Origin of the sequence: Caldicellulosiruptor kronotskyensis 2002, from assembly GCF_000166775.1 — a bacterium.
GTDB classification, from domain to species: Bacteria; Bacillota; Thermoanaerobacteria; order Caldicellulosiruptorales; family Caldicellulosiruptoraceae; genus Caldicellulosiruptor; species Caldicellulosiruptor kronotskyensis.
Window position 1 is genome coordinate 2,329,808 of record NC_014720.1, and the last position, 17,302, is coordinate 2,347,109.

The window sequence follows — 17,302 nt, forward strand, 5'->3', positions numbered from 1 at the left end:
TCTTAAATTTTTTTAAACCTTCTCAAATCTTTCAACATTGAGGACAAATATTGTTGCACCACCAATTGTTATTTCAATAGGATATGGCATGTATACACCTGTTGACGGATTGTTTGTAACAGGTGATGAAACAATTTGTTTACGTGTCTTACACTTTTGAGATATAATGTCAATCACCTCAGAAACCCTGTCATCATCAATGCCTATGAGCAAAGTGGTGTTGCCAGAACGCAAAAATCCACCTGAGGTTGAAAGCTTTGTTGCCATTATACCTTCTTTTTGAAGAGCGTCCAAAAGCCTGCCAATGTCTTCATTTTGCACAACTGCTACAATAAGCTTCATCTTCTCTCCTCTCTCCTCTCTATTGCAGTAAAAAGGTTCTTATTTAAAAACTCTTCTTCCTTTTCTACTTCTCTACTTCCCATTTACCAATAGCTTCTCTATCTCCAATAACACCTTTTCAAAAACCTCTTTTTCTGAACCTTGCGCCTCAATGTTCACACATCTTTCAAACCATTTTGATACCTCTTTAAAGCCGCTGTACACAAGCCTGTGAAACTCCAAATCTTCTAAGTCAAGCTTGTCGTTTTTTCCAGCCATTTTAATTCTCTGCAGAGCTATTTCAGGCTCTAAGGTAAGAACAATGTAAAGATCGGGTTTTATTCTATCTTCAAAGATTGAATTTAATCTCAGAATATTTTCAACACCAACCCCTCTTACAATGCCCTGGTAAACTACACTACTTAGGATGTATCTGTCGCAAAGCACAATGTACCCTTCATCCAGTGCAGGAATGAGTACATTTTTAACATGTTCGTTCCTGTCTGCAGCTAAAAGCAGAGCTTCAGTCAGCCCATCCATCTTATATTGAGGGTCTAAAAGAAGCTTTCTGATTCTGTATCCTACTTCTGTCCCACCTGGCTCTCTTGTTGTGAGAACTTTGTATCCCTTTTCTTTAAGATATTTTTCAACTTTTACAAGCTGGGTAGTTTTACCTGAACCATCGTTTCCTTCAAATACTATGAGTTTACCCATCCTCAACCACATCAACCTCATTTTTTTTAATAAATTCAATACCCAAAAGCTCTTGTAAATATTCTATAGTATCCTTTTCTATAACCTCACCCTCAACAACAACCGGAAATCCCGGGGGATAAGGAATGATTGCCTGCGCACATACAAAGCCTTCTGCCTCACAAATCTTTACCCTTCTTTTTTTCATGCTGTCAACTTCATACACTTTTAAAACCTTTTTTGGTCTTGGCGGCGATAAAAACTTTTTTTTCAGCATTTCTTTTCCTTTTTCTTTTATTATATCATAAAAAAAGCTTTCCAAGATTTCAAAATTAGAAAGAGCATCCACCAGAGAAAAATAAAACAGAATCCTATTTTGGTCAAAAAGCTCTGGAACAATAGAATACCTCTCCAAAAGACTTTTTATAAAACTTTGATTTTTCCCTACTTTGCTAAAGTTTAAAAGAAGTTTTAAAATATCTACATCTTTGTAGACATAGTTTGTATATTCTAAGACCGGCTTGCATAGCTTATCAAGTTTTCTTTTAAGCTCTTCAAAAAACTGTCTGCCAAACATTTTTGAAAACTCTATCCCATACTCACTCCAAGCAAGCAGCACATACGATGGGCTTGTTGTGTGAAAATAACCCAATGTTGCAGAAAGTTTCTTATTGCCATTATCTGCTAAGTTTGACAAAAGCACTGCAGACTGGTTTGGACATGGCAATGTTTTGTGAAGACTTAAAATGCATATATCAGCTCCGCTATCCAAGGCTGTTTTTTCCCCTACAAATTTATAATAACCACCGTGAGCTTGGTCAACTATGAGCTTTTTTTGATATTTCTTTGCAATCTTTGAGAGCACTTCTACATTCTGCTCAATGCCATAATATGATGGTGAAGTTATTACAACAATCTGAGCTTTTGAAGTTTGAAGAACACTTTCAAAGTGCTTTTTGTCGATATGTGTAAATATTCCTAATGAATCATCGTACTGTGGATATATATATTCAATATCAAGCTTTAAAATCTTTGCAATATTATATATGCTTTTGTGAGCATCTCTGTTTATAAGTATACTGTCGTACGGATTTGAAAATGCAGCAATTGAGGATTGCAGAAGGTGTGTTGAACCCTGAAGAGACAAAAAACTATAATTTGAACCAAAAAACTCATTTATTCCATCTAAAAATTCCTTTATATAACCTTTTGGGTCCAATAAGTTGTCTGTATAGAAGGTTTCTGTGACATCAAAGCTGGGAAATATATTTTTAATTGCATCTGGAAAAATCTCTTCTTTACCTTTGTGACCTGGCATGTGAAGACGCAAAAAATTGTAACTTTTAAGAGCATTGAAAATTTTAAGATTATCTAAAATCCTTTGCATACTTTCTTGGTCCAATTTCATATATATCTTCCCCTTGAGAATCTATTGCAACAATGCATGGCAAGCTTTCGACCTCAATTTCACGAATTGCCTCTGCACCAAGGTCATCAAACATAACAATCCTTTGAGATTTTACACAGCTTTGAATCAACATTGCAGCACCACCAAATGTAGCAAGATAAACGCTGCCATGTTTTTTAATTGCCTCTTTTACAGCGTCACTTCTTTTACCCTTTCCAATTAAAACCTTTATTCCAAGCTCAAGCATCATGGGAGTAAATACATCCATCCTGCCTGCTGTTGTTGGGCCACATGGTCCTATTACTTCACCTGGCTTTTCAGGACAGGGACCCATATAATATATCGCACCGTTTTTAAAATCTATTGGGATTTTTCTTCCTTTTTGAATCATTTCAAAAAGCCTTTTGTGAGCAGCATCCCTTGCAACAAAAAGTTTGCCATACACTAAAACTTCTTGACCACATTTTAGCTTCTGTATCTCCTCAGGATTTTGAACTGGAACATAAATCCTGTTCAATTTCTTTTTCGCCCTTCCTTTCAACTATACAGATTTTTCTAATTTTGTTTCAATTTATAATTTAAAGACCGGGCACTTGATTTTCTACCCGGTCCTAAGCTAATTTTGCAACTTTCAAGAACTACTCTCTTGGCTTTGGAGCATCAACTGGACATACATTTGCGCATGCACCGCATGAGATGCATTCTTCTTCGTTAATTACATACTTTCCATCGCCAGGGGATATGCACGAAACAGGGCATTCGCTCTCGCATGCGCCGCATGAAATACAATCATCTGTGATGTAATATGCCATTTTATCTTTGCCTCCTTTTTGAAATTAGATTTACTTCTATAATAATACCACGATTTTGTGGTTTTTAAAATAGATTTTTAATTAGGTTTTTAAAAGGAAAGAATTAAGCAAAAGATTTTTAAGAAAAATAAGATATGAGGAGGTGAAAGCGTAAAGATGAAAAAAATATTTGCATTTTTGAGCATCCTATTTTTTCTGAATTTTTCAAGTGCCTTTGCACAAACAAAGATTTATACCATCCAAAGCGGAGACACTCTGTGGAGTATAGCTGTTAAAAATCAAGTTAGTATAAGCGAACTTTTAGCAGCAAACCCTCAGATCAAAAATCCAAGCTTAATATTTCCCGGACAAAAGATAAATATCCCCAATCAATCCGATTTTAAATCTTTTGAGGATGAAGTAATAAGACTTACAAACCAAGAGCGCGCAAAAGCAGGGCTTGCGATACTTAAGTCAAATTGGCAGCTTTCACGCGTTGCCAAATACAAATCTCTGGATATGGCAAGCAAAAACTATTTTTCACACTATTCCCCAACTTATGGCTCGCCATTTAAGATGATGGAAAGTTTTGGGCTCAAATTTTCTGCAGCAGGGGAAAATATTGCGTACGGGCAAAAATCACCTCAAGAGGTTGTTCGTTCATGGATGAACTCCCCAGGGCACAGAGCAAATATTCTTAGCCCCTCTTTTACTGAAATTGGTGTTGGGGTTGCAAAAAATAGCAAGGGAGTTTTGTATTGGACCCAGATGTTCATAAGACCATACTAAATTGAAAATAATAAAAAAGTAATATATTTATGGATTCTGCAAAATTAAAAGCAGGGGCTGTCAAAAATTATTTTGAGATGGACAGTCCCTGCTTTATATTTATTTCCCCACTTTTTCTTTGCAAAGCTTATACTCCAGTGAGTCAACAAGTGCAATCCAGCTTGCATTGACAATGTCTGTTGAAACACCTACAGTTGTCCAGGTGTCTTTTCCGTCTGTTGACTCAATCAGAACTCTTACCTTTGCAGCAGTTGCTGTCTCGGCGTTGAGCACTCTTACTTTGTAGTCAACAAGATGAACCTCTTTGAGCTCGGGATAAAACTTTTCCAAAGCCTTTCTCAAAGCACTATCTAAAGCATGAACAGGACCATCACCTTCTGCAGCAGTGATTGCTGTAACCCCATCTACTGCAATCTTTACAATTGCAGATGAGCTGTACTCTACTGCCGGTTCATTAATGAGAACTTTAAATTCTTTGAGAGTAAAGAACGGCTGGTAAAGTCCCAGCTTTTTCCTAATTAACATCTCAAATGAAGCCTCTGCAGACTCAAACTGATACCCTTCATTCTCAAGGCGCTTTAGCTCATCAATAATCTCTTTTGTGACAGGTGAGTCTTTTGTAACTGTCGGGTCAATTTCGCGAATCTTGTCAAGAATTGTAGCCCTTCCGGCAACCTCAGACAGTACTATTCTTCTTGTGTTTCCAACAATCTCAGGGTTAATATGCTCAAACGAAGCTGGATTTTTCTTGACAGCATCAATGTGCATTCCTGCCTTGTGAGTAAATGCATAAGCTCCAACATATGGTGCGCGCTCGTTTGGAATCATGTTTGCTATCTCTGCAACATACCTTGAAAGAGATGTCAGGTGTTTTATGTTCTCATCTGGTACACATTTAAAACCAAGCTTTAGCTGAAGATTTGGAATGAGCGTGATAAGGTCTGCGTTCCCACACCTCTCACCATATCCGTTTATAGTTCCCTGTACCTGACGAGCTCCTGCCAAAACAGCCATGATTGAGTTTGCAACAGCCATACCTGTGTCGTTGTGACAGTGAATTCCAATCAATGTCCCAGGAAACATCTCAACAACTTCTTTTGTGATGTTGTAAATATCCATTGGGAAGGTGCCACCGTTTGTATCGCACAGGTCCAAAGAATCTGCTCCTGCTTCCTTTGCAACCTTTAAAGTCTCCAAAGCGTATTTTCTGTTATTCTTGTACCCATCAAAAAAGTGCTCTGCGTCAAATACAACATACTTGCCTAAGGACTTTAAATATTTTATTGTATCATAAATCATCTGAAGATTTTCATCCTCTGTTGTTTTTAAAACCTCTTTAACATGAAAATCCCATGACTTGCCAAAGATTGCAACAGCTTCGGTGTCAGCTGCAATTAATGACTGGATGTTAGGGTCATCTTTCACGTCAATTCCCACTCGTCTTGTCGAACCAAAGGCAATAAGCGTTGCATTTTTCAGTTTCATCTTTTTAACTCTTGCGAAAAACTCCTGGTCTTTGATGTTAGAGCCGGGATTGCCTGCTTCGATGAATTTTACACCAAATTTGTCAAGTCTCTCTACAATCTTGAGCTTATCTTCCAAAGTGTATGAAATTCCACCAGCCTGAGCACCGTCTCTTAAGGTTGAGTCATAAATGATGATGGTCTTATTATCTTCCACTTCATTTTCCCTCCTTTTTGATATCAAAAAAGCCCAGCCTGTGATTTTTAGGCTGGGCTTTTAAAATTCAATCTCAAATTTGATTGCAAATTCTAAAGATGCCCTAAGGGTCTTTTCAAAAACCCTCTTTGCTCATACACAGGCCAAAATGGGTGCAATGCGGCATATGAAATTTTATAAATCCACTTAATTATTCTCTTTTTAATTATTGAAATAACGCTAATAATTGTGATTGCGCCGCATATTCGTATTATCATTTTTTGCACCCCTTTGACCCTCAAGTTTTATTTGCTAATTATTTTAAACCCAATTTAAAAAATTGTAAAGAGTCAATTTTACTCCTCTGAAATTTTATACAGCATCTTATTTATAGCATTTACATACGCCTTTGCGCTTGCTTCTAAAATATCTGTAGATAAGCCTCTTCCCAAAAACGCTTTGCCATCCTTCTTAATTCTGACTGTTACCTCGCCAAGAGCATCCTTGCCCTGGGTGACAGCCTTTATGCTATAATCATCAAGTTCAACCTGAAGACCTGTAATTCTGTCAATTGCCTTGAAGATTGCATCAACAGGACCATCACCTGTCGCCGCCTCTTCAAACTCCTCCTCACCCGATTTTATCCTTACAGATGCAGTTGATATAAGACCGTTTCCGCTTATTATCTGGAACCTCACAAGCTCATATGTCTCTGGAATATTGAGCGACTTTTGTTCTAAAAGTGCCTCAATGTCTTTGTCAAGCACAACCTTCTTTTTATCTGCCAAAACTTTAAACTTTTCAAACGCAGCGTCAATTTCTTCTCTTGTGAGGTCTGTATATCCAAGCTCTTTGAGCCTTTCTTCAAACGCATGGCGGCCAGAATGCTTACCCAAAACCATCCTGTTCTTAGGGAGACCAATTGATACAGGGTCAATAATCTCATAAGTAGTTCTTTCCGAAAGTACACCATGCTGATGAATCCCAGACTCGTGCGCAAAAGCATTTGCACCAACTATTGCTTTGTTTGGCTGAACAAATACACCTGTAAGAGAAGACACAAGCTTGCTTGTTCGATAAATCTGGGTTGTATCTATCAAAACATCAACATCATAAAAGTCTTTTCTTGTCTTAAGAGCCATAACAATTTCCTCTAAGGCAGCATTCCCAGCCCTCTCACCAAGACCGTTTATTGTACATTCAACCTGATGAACCCCTTCTTCTACCGCTGCAAGTGAGTTTGCAACAGCAAGACCTAAGTCGTTGTGGCAGTGAACTGAAATTTGAACCTTGTCAATGTCAGGAATGTTTTCTTTTATTGCTCGAATAATCCTTTTCATCTCTTCAGGTGTTGTGTAGCCTACCGTGTCTGGTATGTTTATAACTGTTGCACCAGCCTTTATAACAGCGTCAAATACCTTTATCAAAAACTCAATCCTTGAACGTGTTGCATCCTCACATGAAAACTCTACATCAGACACATATCTTTTTGCATATTTTACCATAGCAATTGCTCGCTCGAGTACCTCATCTTCTGTCATCTTGAGCTTGTATTTCATATGAATATCACTTGTTGCAATGAATGTATGAATTCTTGGGGATGAAGCCTTTTTGAGTGCTTCATATGCTCTGTCTATGTCTTTTTCAATCGCTCTTGCCAAAGAGACTATTACTGCATCCTTTATATTCTCAGATATTACTTTTATTGCCTCAAAATCGCCAGGAGAGGCTATTGCAAATCCTGCTTCTATTACATCAACTTTGAGTTTTTCAAGCTGTTTTGCAATCTCAAGCTTTTCATTAACGTTGAGCGACACACCTGGTGTTTGCTCACCATCTCTGAGCGTGGTATCAAATATTTTTATCACTCTTTTTCCCATTAAAAACCCCTCACCCTTATTCTTTTATTGGCTTTATCCACGGCATCATCTTTCTGAGCTCTTTACCAACCTGTTCAATCAAAAGATTTTGTTCTCTTTTTCTTATGCTATTGAACTCAGGTCTTCCTGCCATGTTCTCCAAAATCCACTTCTTAGCAAATGTACCGTTTTGAATCTCCTCTAATACTTTTTTCATCTCTTTTCTTGTCTCTTCTGTTATAATTCTCTTACCTGTCATGTAGTCGCCATACTCAGCTGTGTCTGAAATTGAATAGCGCATAAGTGAAAGTCCACCCTGCCAAATCAAATCAACTATCAGCTTCATCTCATGCAGGCATTCAAAATACGCAATCTCTGGCTGGTATCCTGCTTCAACCAGTGTATCAAACCCGGCTTTGATAAGCTCTGTAAGACCACCACATAAAACTGCCTGTTCACCAAAAAGGTCTGTCTCTGTCTCCTCTTTAAATGTTGTAAGAATTATCCCTGCCCTTGATGCACCAATACCTTTTGCATAAGCTAAGGCAACATCTAAGGCTTTTCCTGTATAGTCCTGATGTACAGCGACTAAAGCTGGTACACCTTTCCCTTCCTCATACTGGCTTCTGACTGTGTGCCCTGGTCCTTTTGGAGCTATCATTATAACATCAACGTATGGTGGTGGAACTATCTGACCAAAGTGAATGTTAAACCCGTGCGCAAATGCTATAGCCTTTCCTTCTTTTAAGTTAGGTTCTATACTCTCTTTAAATAGCTTTGGCTGTTTTTCATCATTTACAAGAATCATAATAACATCTGCAACTTTTGTTGCCTCATCAGCTGTCATAACTTTAAGACCATGACTTTCTGCTTTTGCCCAAGACTTGCTTCCATGATAAAGTCCAACAACAACATTTATACCAGAATCTCTCAAGTTCAGTGCATGTGCATGACCTTGGCTACCAAAACCAATTACTGCAACCGTTTTGTCTTTAAGCAAATCTAAATTGCAATCACTATCATAGAATATCTTTGCCATCTTTACTCATCCTCCTCAGACTTAGATTTTGATATGACTTTATTTCCACGCTCTATCGCAATAAGTCCTGTACGGACTACCTCGCGAATACCATATTGTTTTAAAAGTTCTATCAGCGCTTCAATCTTGTCTTCATCGCCTGAAATCTCAATTGTAAGCGTTTCTTTTGACACATCAACAATATTTGCTCTGAAAATCTCTGTTATTTGAATAATATCTGAACGAGTCTGAGAATTAGCATTAACTTTAATAAGCGCAAGCTCTCTTTCAACAGCTTCTTTAGGATTAAGTTTTTTGATTTTTATAACATCAATAAGTTTATTTAGCTGTTTTGTCACCTGCTCGACAATGTAGTCATCTCCATTTACAACAATTGTCATGCGGGATATTGTTGGGTCTTCTGTAACGCCAACAGCAAGGCTGTCTATGTTAAAACCTCTTCTTGAAAAAAGTCCTGCAACTCTTGACAGCACACCCGGGTGGTTTTCAACCAGAACAGAAAGTGTGTACTTCACCTTTTTACATCCCCCTATCACCAAAAATTTTAGCAAGCTTAATTAAACCCTTAAGGTATAGTTGGCTCATCAGGGCTTGTTACAACTTCAAGTAAAAACGGACCCTTGTGGCTTTTCATAATCTCAATAGCCTCTTTTAACTTTTCTTTGCTCTCAAGCCTCATACTCTCAATGCCATATGCTTTTGATAATATCATAAAGTCAGGGTTACCATCCAAACATGTTGCAATAAATCTGCCTGTGCATCTTTTCTTTTGAAGCTCATATACCATTCCAAGCCTTGTGTTGTTGAAAAGAACAATTTTAATCGGCACCTGTTCTCTTTTAATGGTAGCAAGCTCCTGCAAAAGCATCTGAAAACTTCCATCACCAGTGATGCTAATTACCTCCTTCTCGGGTCTACCAAACTTCGCGCCAATTGCAGCAGGGACACCATATCCCATTGTACCAAGTCCACCCGAAGTTATAAATGTCCCTGGTTCTTTTATATACAGATTATGAGCTGCCCAAATCTGATGCTGCCCAACATCTGTTGTGATTATATAATCTCCATTGTACGCCCTTGAAATTTCTCTTAGCACATCATAAGGATGAAGCTTGTCATCATCTGGAAGAACTTTCTTTTGCGCTTTAATCTCATAAGCCCAAAAATCTTTTCTTTCTGAAATTCTTTTATTAACCTCTGAAAGCACCTGTTTTGCATCGCCAACAATTGGAATGTTTGTATCAACATTTTTGCCTATCTCAGCAGGATCAATATCTATATGAATAATCTTCATATCCTCAGTGATCTTTGTATCACCCAAGGCTCTGTCTGCAAGCCGCGCACCTATCACAATTAAAAGATCTGCCTGTCTGAGCGCTAAATTTGCCTCTTTCTGACCATGTGAACCTATCATGCCAAGATAGTAAGGATGGTCTGTTGGAATAGAACCAATTCCCATTAGGGTTGAAATCACAGGGATTTTTTGTTTTTCTATCAAAATTTGCAGCTCTTGTGATGCGCCTGATGCAATAACTCCACCACCGCTGCATACAACAGGTCTTTTTGAGCTTTCTATCGCTTCTACTGCCCTTTTTATCTGCAGAGGATGCCCTTTTTCTTTTGGCTTGTAGCCAGGAATATCAATTTCTTTTGGGATTTCAAATTCAATCTCCTGCATCTGAACATCTATAGGAACATCTATCAAAACAGGCCCACGTCTTCCTGTTGAGGCTATATAGAATGCTTCTTTTAAAATCCTTACAATTTTTTTAGGGTCTTTTACAAGATAGTTATGCTTGGTAAACGGAGCTGTTGCCCCTGTTATATCCACTTCTTGAAACACATCTTTTCCAATTAAACTTGAATTTACCTGACCTGTGATAGCCACAATAGGAACTGAATCCATATATGCAGTTGCAATGCCAGTTATAAGATTTGTAGCACCAGGCCCAGAGGTTGCAACGCACACACCTACCTTGCCAGTTGTGCGCGCATATCCACTTGCCTCATGAACTGCTGCCTGTTCTGTTCTCACAAGGACATGCTTTATGTTAGAATCATAAAGAGCATCATAAAACGGATATATTGCCGCACCTGGAATGCCAAAGATAATCTCTACACCTTCGCTTTTTAAAACCTCTACCATTGCCCGTGCTACCGTCATCTTTGCCATAAATACAATCCCACCCTTTATATATGAAAAGTCCGACCATGCTACTTTAATTTGTCGGACAATTGCTTTTTTGCTAATAGCTTTTTGTTATTTTCAAATTAAATTTTGAAATATTTTAGCACGTATTTTTATTCGTGTCAAGGAATTTAGGTGCAAAGACTATTACAATCTTTTTAACTTTTTTTAAATGCTTTTTCAACTATAAAATCTGAAAGGTGTGGAAAAAGGCGGGTAAAAAGCACAAATATATAGTCTTTTTTTGATGTGTAGATCTCTTTTCTGTTCATCTCTATCCCTCTGATAATTCTTCTTGCAGCAACATCTGGCGAAAGCCTTGAAAGCCGAACTTCATCTTCTGGATACGGCTTTCCTAAAGCTTTTTTTCTAAAACTTGTTGAAATAGAACCTGGATATGCATTTAAAATATTTATGTTATATTTTTTAAGCTCCATTCTTGCAACATCTGCCAAGCTTGATAGTGCAGCCTTTGATGCTGTATATCCACCTGTAAATGGCACAGGTCTTTTTACACCAAGCGAACAAATATTCACAATTGTACCTCTTCCCTGCTCTTTGAAAAAGGCTATTCCATACTTCATAATATAAAAAGCACCAAAAAAGTTAGTATCAAATACCTTTTTAAGATCAAGAACATCGATTTCTTCCACTTCACATCTCAAGCCAACTCCTGCGTTGTTAATTAAGACATCTGCCGTTTTTAGCTCATCTTTTATGATTTTAAATGCATCTTCACAATCTTTTTTAAAGCTTATATCTGCCTTTATTAAAAATAGATTTTTTGAAAACATCGTAAGCTCATTTTGAAGCCCTTTTAAAGACTCTTCTGACCTTGAAATGGCAACAACCTTTGCACCTTTTTCAAGTAAAATCTTTGTCATTTCCTTCCCAAGACCAGATGTTGCCCCTGTAATAATGATGGTCTTATCCCTCCAGAAATCTTTTCTCATGCGGCACTACCACCTTTTAAGAATTATGATGATATTTCAATCACATCTCCCACACCACAAACTTTTAGCTTATTTGCCAATTCGTTACCAAAATAAATTAATGCTTCTGTCCCAGAGCAGTGAAGAGGTACAAGCTTATAGATTCTCTTTTCCTTGAAAAACTGACAAAGCCTTTTAAAATCATCTTTTTGAAAATTCTTTGAATGAAATCCGCCGATTACTGCGAAGATGCTCTGAGAAAAACATTTTTCCACTTTTTCTATAATATTCTCAATTCCGTTGTGACTGCAGCCGACAATAAGTATAAGTTTGTCATCTTCCTTAACTACAAGAGATTGTTCTTCTAAAAACAAATCGCTTTGAAACCGACCATCTTTGAGAATATAAAACTCATTAGATTCCTTACCTGAGGTAACATTCACCACAAAAATACCATCAAATATCTCATAGACATCTTCATTAACAACCTTAAACCTTGCCATGTCAAACCTTTCAAAATTTTCACCTATAAATTTGTACTCCCCTTCTCTATTGGCAAACTTTTTCTCAAAAAATCCATTGTGCACCCAAATATTACAATCTGTTCTTTCAATAAGAAATTTAAGTCCACCAGTGTGGTCATAATGGGCATGGCTAAGGACCACAGCATCAAAATCAAAGCCCACACCCATCTTCTCAATGTTTTTCACAATGGCATTTGTTTGCCCACAGTCAAACAAAATCTTTTTGTCATCTTTTTCAATCAAAATCGAAAGACCATGTTCAGCTAAATACCCGCCTTTGAACGTCCAGTTGTTGACAAGTATTTTGGCTTTCATTCTAAAAAAGCCTCTCTTTCTAATTTGCCATTTACTAATCTATACACAAAACGTCTTAGTTTGCCCTATGGACAATTTTGAGTCCAAGTAGCTGCTGCGCATTCTTCCAAAAAATCTTTTCTTTCTCTTCTTCAGAAAGTTTTAAGCTATTAACATGCTCAACTTCTCTTTTCTGGTCTTTCCAGGGAGAGTCTGTTGCAAACAAAATCTTATCTATGCCGTGTTTCCTGAAAATTTCTTCTGGATTTTGTATATCAACTTCACCAAAGAAAAAGGATGTATCAAGATACACATCTTCACCTATCAAATACTCAAGCGTCTCATCAAAAAACCTATATCCACCCATATGCGCTGCAACAATCTTTGCACCCGAAAAATCTTTTAGAACCTTATGAAGCTTTTTTGGTGTACAATGGTAAGGTGGCATAAAAGCCGGGTCAACTCCGCTGTGAAAAAGTATAATCATATCGTTTTGGAAAATAGCATCATAGATTGGATACATCTTTTTGTCATCTACAAAAAAATCCTGATAATCAGGGTGAAATTTTACTCCCTTAAAACCTTGTGATTTTAACCATTCAATTTCTTGCTGCCACTCATCAAACTCAGGATGAACTGTTCCAAAACAAATTATGTCCTTGTTTTCTTCCATTACCGACAAGGCCCATCTGTTAATTGACCTTGTTTGCTGAGGTTTTGTTGCAATGGGCAGAACCACGCACATGTCAATTCCAGCTTTTTTAGCAGAGTCTTTCAGACCTGACAAAGTACCGTTGTGATAATATGGCATACCAGAATTTTGTGAAAGCTTTGACATTGCTCTTGGTGCAAGTTCATCTGGAAAACAGTGGGTGTGAAAGTCTATAATCATACTCTCCTACTCTCCTTTTTTCTTTTCTAAATTTTTCATTTGATTATTGCAAGCATTTTTCATTTTCAGGTGGCTGGAGCAAAAAATTTTTTAAAACTTATCTCTTAGTTTTAATATTTTACCATAGTTTCCTTATTAGTTATCAACAAAATTTCTTTTTGTCTTTATCTAAAACTTTATTTAAAATGCTAATTGTTTTTTCTTTTTTTTTTTTTTTTTTTTTGCTAATATGAATGTAAATAATTAACTTGAGAGGTGATTTCATCATCTAAAACTTTTGCCTTCTAATTCAACAACTTTGTTCTTCTTATATTATTTTCAAATATACCAAAGAGTCGAAGGGTGATTTACTAAGGATTTCTAATAGACTAAAAACTATAAAAGCACAAAGAATAACTTTATAGCATTCTATATTGCCATGGCATCTATAGGTTAAGTTATACAAAAGTACAGAAGAAAGAAATATTAAGGGCAAAACTTTTTATGTTGCAGCAAAAAATTATGTGTAGAAAAAATAAAAATTGTTTTTTGTCTTTGCTAAAAGTTCTTTGGCGGCTTCGGCTTTCTGAAGTTTATTTAATTGTATGTGCCATGCGGTGCAGAAGTGAAACAGCATTTATATCCGATTCTGATCAAAATATAATGCAAGAAAGGAATTGTTGTTAAAATTGTAAATTGTAGTTATATAAATAATTAACTTGAGGAGGAGTTTAATAGTGAGAAATAAAATAATTACTAAAATACTAGCAGTATTGATGATAATATCTTTTTCTCTTATTACGAGTGCCTTTAATATTAAAGCGTATGCTGAAAACAATGAATTGATTGTTGACAATGGTATTTTAAAAGGAATACAATATAAAGGTGGAAATTTTGTTAAAGTTGATTCCGAAAATCAACTGGATTCTAAATTGATAATTAAAAAAATGCAAATAAAAAATGATGAGCTTATTTTAGAAGCTGTAATAGAAAATAAAAATATGCAAAACTTAATTCAAGCAACTGGAAAAATATATTATTCTCAAAACATGATGTTGAAGAAAACAAGATCTCTAACAGTATTATTTAACAATGAAGGAGATTACAAAATATTATCATTTATAATTGAAAATAACGCCAATGAAGGACTTCTTCTTCCTGTAAATAGAAAACTTAAAAATAAAACTGTGGCTAAAATAGCAGTATTGTGCACAAACACAGATGATATTTTCTACTTTGAAGATGTTTTCCCCAGTATAAATAAATTATCAAGTTTATATAATCTTGCTAAAGAGCCAGCTGAAACTTATAATAAAGATAAAGTTGATAAATCAGGTATAGAAATTGGCAATACAAACATTGACGAATCTGACAAAGTAGGTCTTTCTGAAAATTGGTTTATGCCTTTTATCGCAAACAGTAATACTTCCCAGCTTGAAGAAACCAAAGATGTTAGCCATAAGGAATCTCAAATTGTTAGTCTCACAACAACATCTCCAGTACCTGGTGTTCCCGTGAGTGATTTTACTACTCTTGGCAAGAAGTTATTTACAGCTGATAACGCTTATGGTTACTACAAAAACACTGTAGAGTGGCCAGTAGGAAGCGGCAATAGACTTACAACTTTACTAAAATGGGGATATACAGTTAATCCACCTTCAGATACTAGAAACAACACAGCTGTAAATGGTGGTATTCAGTTAAGTATCGAAACCGAAGCCCAGTATATTTATCTTGCATATAACGGTTCAATTCAATTATTTGATAATAGTGCCAATTTAAGAGTAAGAAATGCATATATTCAAGTAGGTATTGGAACAGGAAATACCGATATAATGTATAGAATTAGTAGAGAGGAACAACTTTATGTTACTAATATAAATTTTGATATAATTGCAGCAGTGGGATTATTACCTTTTGCTCAAAATTATACCAATGCAGTTGATTTTTTTAGATCAATCATATCACGAGATGAAGTATTAGCCCCTACTTACTTGTATCCTATGTCAGTAAAAGAGCAAGAAAAGCAAAAAGGAAATACTGTTAGGGCTTTCAAGCTTAGTGCACTATCAAACTCATATTTAAATACAGAAGGTCACCGCTTGCTTTTAATGTATGATGTTTGTGTGCCAACTGACAGAACAAAAGTTTTAGGGAGTCGTACAATTTATAATAAATTTTATTTTGAAATATATTCACGTCATCCTGTTTGGTTAACATATAGTGTATTGGAAGCAACTGTAGACAAAACAATTACAAAAAATTATTATATTCAATAATGCTAAAGCATAACCATCTAAATATGAATGCGCTGCATAAGCTTTGAATTATGCAGTGCATTCATATACTTTTTTTATTTATGGAGGTATATTGAGAGAGGAGGAAATTCATGAAGAGAAAAATTATTTATATCCATATTGTTTTCTTGGTTATAATAGCATTAATTTTATCTATTTTTTATAAAAATTACTCAGTAAAAAGAACATATTTTGTTAGAGCTTTGGAGAATATGAAATCGATAGTCTCTTCTGAAATACGAGAAACCACGTGGTTTACAAATAATATAATATATAATTTTGATAAATACGGTTTTTCTATGGAAAATGTATTGTTTTTAAAATCTAAAGTAGAATTTGTTTCTTATATTATAGAGGCACTTAAGTATATAGACATCGATTCTTTGGAGATACTTGATTATAATGCAAAATTAAATTCAATGTATTGGACATTTTTACAATATGGTAGATTTTTGAGTAAAGTTATTGAGTATATTAAAGACGGAGGCAAGCCTTTTAATTTATTTGACAACAATGATAACAAGTTTTTAATAAAAACTAAAAAAGATATATATAACGAGTTTTTATTATATCACGACCTTTTTTCAAAATTAGACTTACACGTAACAAAGTCTTCTACAGGTACTGAGTTATTTAATAAGATTATTAAAACTTGGGATATTGAAAAGGCAAACAAAATAGTATACCCTTCTGAAAGAAATTAAAAATAAATCTTAGCTTGTGATAGCTTATGAAAAAAAAGATTAACTACATTAGGGTTGATATGTTTATGAAAATAACAGGCAGCAAAAGCTATTATATTAAATAAAACTAAAATATTTGCATTTATATAGGGCTGTCTTAAAAATTATTGGGACTGTCCCTTCATTACAATAAATATAAAGTTTTTAATTATTATCACATAAAATTTTTAAAACTTAGTTTTTAAGACAATCCCAAGTAATTTTTATTTTCGGGAGGGAAATCCTTAATGAATAAAAAACTTATTTACAAACTTGCTTTCTTATCAATTATTTTAGCCTTGATTTTGGCAGTAATTTGCTGGAATTACTTTAATATCAAAGAGAGATTTGCTAACTCAAGTAAAGCTGCTAAATATGAATTTTTCTGTTCAATAAAAGATACTTACTTTAATGCTTTATATTTCATGGAAAATTTGAAAAAAAATAATAAACTGACTTTTTCTCAGGAGTTTTTATATCTAAGAGATAGCTTGACCAGTAGCGCACGTCTTTTAGTAATATTACGTAACACAAATCCCAGATATAGAAAATATGAATCAAAGGTCCCATCTATTTTGTATACGGTTAATGATATTAACTCGTTAATAGGGCAAATATATTTTAATCTTTCAGAAGGTAAGCCTATTACTACAAATGACAGCAATAAACTTAAATTTTTAACAAACGAAGATATTTACAATATGCTATCAAATTATTGCAGCTTGATAAAAAACATAATATCTGAAAATGGAGAGATTATAGAAAGTGATAAAGCTTTACATAACCCCGACAAGTATTTTGATAAAATGCTTGAAAAGTGGGACTTAAAAAAAGCAGAGTTGTTATTTCACAAAGGCTTAAAAGCTGATATAACTGATTGGCCTTGAATTAGTTCACCTTTAGTTTAATTTTTAC

General features: G+C 35.3%; 18 protein-coding genes. 4 read left to right on the forward strand and 14 right to left on the reverse strand.

The window, feature by feature from the left end; translation table 11 throughout:
- Positions 1-12: 12 nt before the first annotated feature.
- From CALKRO_RS10795 to CALKRO_RS10815, 5 genes are all read right to left on the reverse strand, one after another.
- Positions 13-342 (reverse strand): cyclic-di-AMP receptor, encoded by a 330-nt coding sequence (locus CALKRO_RS10795; protein WP_013431048.1) that lies wholly within the window; start codon positions 340-342, stop codon positions 13-15.
- 72 nt (positions 343-414) lie between these two features.
- Positions 415-1,041 (reverse strand): dTMP kinase, encoded by a 627-nt coding sequence (tmk, locus tag CALKRO_RS10800; RefSeq protein ID WP_013431049.1) that lies wholly within the window; start codon positions 1,039-1,041, stop codon positions 415-417.
- Entirely contained in the window at positions 1,028-2,422 is a 1,395-nt protein-coding gene (locus CALKRO_RS10805; protein ID WP_237699074.1) for an aminotransferase class I/II-fold pyridoxal phosphate-dependent enzyme, read from the reverse strand. The genes tmk and CALKRO_RS10805 overlap by 14 nt, the downstream gene beginning before the upstream one ends.
- Positions 2,382-2,939: a FumA C-terminus/TtdB family hydratase beta subunit gene (locus CALKRO_RS10810; protein ID WP_013431051.1), complete on the reverse strand. Its 558-nt coding sequence runs from the start codon at positions 2,937-2,939 to the stop codon at positions 2,382-2,384. The genes CALKRO_RS10805 and CALKRO_RS10810 overlap by 41 nt, the downstream gene beginning before the upstream one ends.
- Before the next feature lie 121 nt (positions 2,940-3,060).
- Complete coding sequence (locus tag CALKRO_RS10815) at positions 3,061-3,234, reverse strand: indolepyruvate ferredoxin oxidoreductase subunit alpha (RefSeq protein WP_013431052.1); 174 nt, start codon at positions 3,232-3,234, stop codon at positions 3,061-3,063.
- Between the two features lie 156 nt (positions 3,235-3,390).
- Between CALKRO_RS10815 and safA the strand changes: the two genes are divergently transcribed.
- Complete coding sequence (gene safA, locus CALKRO_RS10820) at positions 3,391-4,002, forward strand: SafA/ExsA family spore coat assembly protein (protein WP_013431053.1); 612 nt, start codon at positions 3,391-3,393, stop codon at positions 4,000-4,002.
- Between the two features lie 99 nt (positions 4,003-4,101).
- Here the strand turns inward: safA and cimA are convergent, their stop codons facing one another.
- The 9 genes from cimA to CALKRO_RS10860 all read right to left on the reverse strand — a co-directional run bounded on the left by cimA (position 4,102) and on the right by CALKRO_RS10860 (position 13,389).
- A complete protein-coding gene (gene cimA / locus CALKRO_RS10825; RefSeq protein WP_013431054.1) occupies positions 4,102-5,682 on the reverse strand; it encodes a citramalate synthase in 1,581 nt (526 codons plus the stop codon).
- A 92-nt stretch (positions 5,683-5,774) separates the two neighbouring features.
- Positions 5,775-5,939, reverse strand: a complete 165-nt coding sequence (locus tag CALKRO_RS13700; RefSeq protein ID WP_013431055.1) for a hypothetical protein — start codon at positions 5,937-5,939, stop codon at positions 5,775-5,777.
- 78 nt (positions 5,940-6,017) lie between these two features.
- Entirely contained in the window at positions 6,018-7,541 is a 1,524-nt protein-coding gene (locus tag CALKRO_RS10830) for a 2-isopropylmalate synthase (RefSeq protein WP_013431056.1), read from the reverse strand.
- 16 nt (positions 7,542-7,557) lie between these two features.
- Positions 7,558-8,559 (reverse strand): ketol-acid reductoisomerase, encoded by a 1,002-nt coding sequence (gene ilvC, locus CALKRO_RS10835; protein ID WP_013431057.1) that lies wholly within the window; start codon positions 8,557-8,559, stop codon positions 7,558-7,560.
- Positions 8,560-8,561: 2 nt separating this feature from the next.
- The gene (gene ilvN, locus CALKRO_RS10840; RefSeq protein ID WP_013404018.1) at positions 8,562-9,074 is read right to left on the reverse strand and encodes an acetolactate synthase small subunit; all 513 of its coding nucleotides are present in this window, start codon (positions 9,072-9,074) and stop codon (positions 8,562-8,564) included.
- A 50-nt stretch (positions 9,075-9,124) separates the two neighbouring features.
- Positions 9,125-10,732, reverse strand: a complete 1,608-nt coding sequence (gene ilvB / locus CALKRO_RS10845; protein WP_013431058.1) for a biosynthetic-type acetolactate synthase large subunit — start codon at positions 10,730-10,732, stop codon at positions 9,125-9,127.
- Positions 10,733-10,905: 173 nt separating this feature from the next.
- Positions 10,906-11,700 carry an SDR family NAD(P)-dependent oxidoreductase gene (locus CALKRO_RS10850; RefSeq protein ID WP_013431059.1) on the reverse strand — a complete coding sequence of 265 codons (795 nt, stop codon included), beginning with the start codon at positions 11,698-11,700 and terminating at the stop codon, positions 10,906-10,908.
- A 23-nt stretch (positions 11,701-11,723) separates the two neighbouring features.
- Positions 11,724-12,518: an MBL fold metallo-hydrolase gene (locus CALKRO_RS10855; RefSeq protein ID WP_013431060.1), complete on the reverse strand. Its 795-nt coding sequence runs from the start codon at positions 12,516-12,518 to the stop codon at positions 11,724-11,726.
- Positions 12,519-12,573: 55 nt separating this feature from the next.
- Positions 12,574-13,389, reverse strand: a complete 816-nt coding sequence (locus tag CALKRO_RS10860; protein WP_013431061.1) for an amidohydrolase family protein — start codon at positions 13,387-13,389, stop codon at positions 12,574-12,576.
- 716 nt (positions 13,390-14,105) lie between these two features.
- Between CALKRO_RS10860 and CALKRO_RS10865 the strand changes: the two genes are divergently transcribed.
- From CALKRO_RS10865 to CALKRO_RS10875, 3 genes are all read left to right on the forward strand, one after another.
- Positions 14,106-15,647, forward strand: a complete 1,542-nt coding sequence (locus CALKRO_RS10865; RefSeq protein ID WP_013431063.1) for a hypothetical protein — start codon at positions 14,106-14,108, stop codon at positions 15,645-15,647.
- A 110-nt stretch (positions 15,648-15,757) separates the two neighbouring features.
- Positions 15,758-16,369 carry a hypothetical protein gene (locus CALKRO_RS10870; RefSeq protein ID WP_013431064.1) on the forward strand — a complete coding sequence of 204 codons (612 nt, stop codon included), beginning with the start codon at positions 15,758-15,760 and terminating at the stop codon, positions 16,367-16,369.
- 266 nt (positions 16,370-16,635) lie between these two features.
- Positions 16,636-17,274 (forward strand): hypothetical protein, encoded by a 639-nt coding sequence (locus tag CALKRO_RS10875; protein WP_013431065.1) that lies wholly within the window; start codon positions 16,636-16,638, stop codon positions 17,272-17,274.
- Positions 17,275-17,302: the final 28 nt, after the last annotated feature.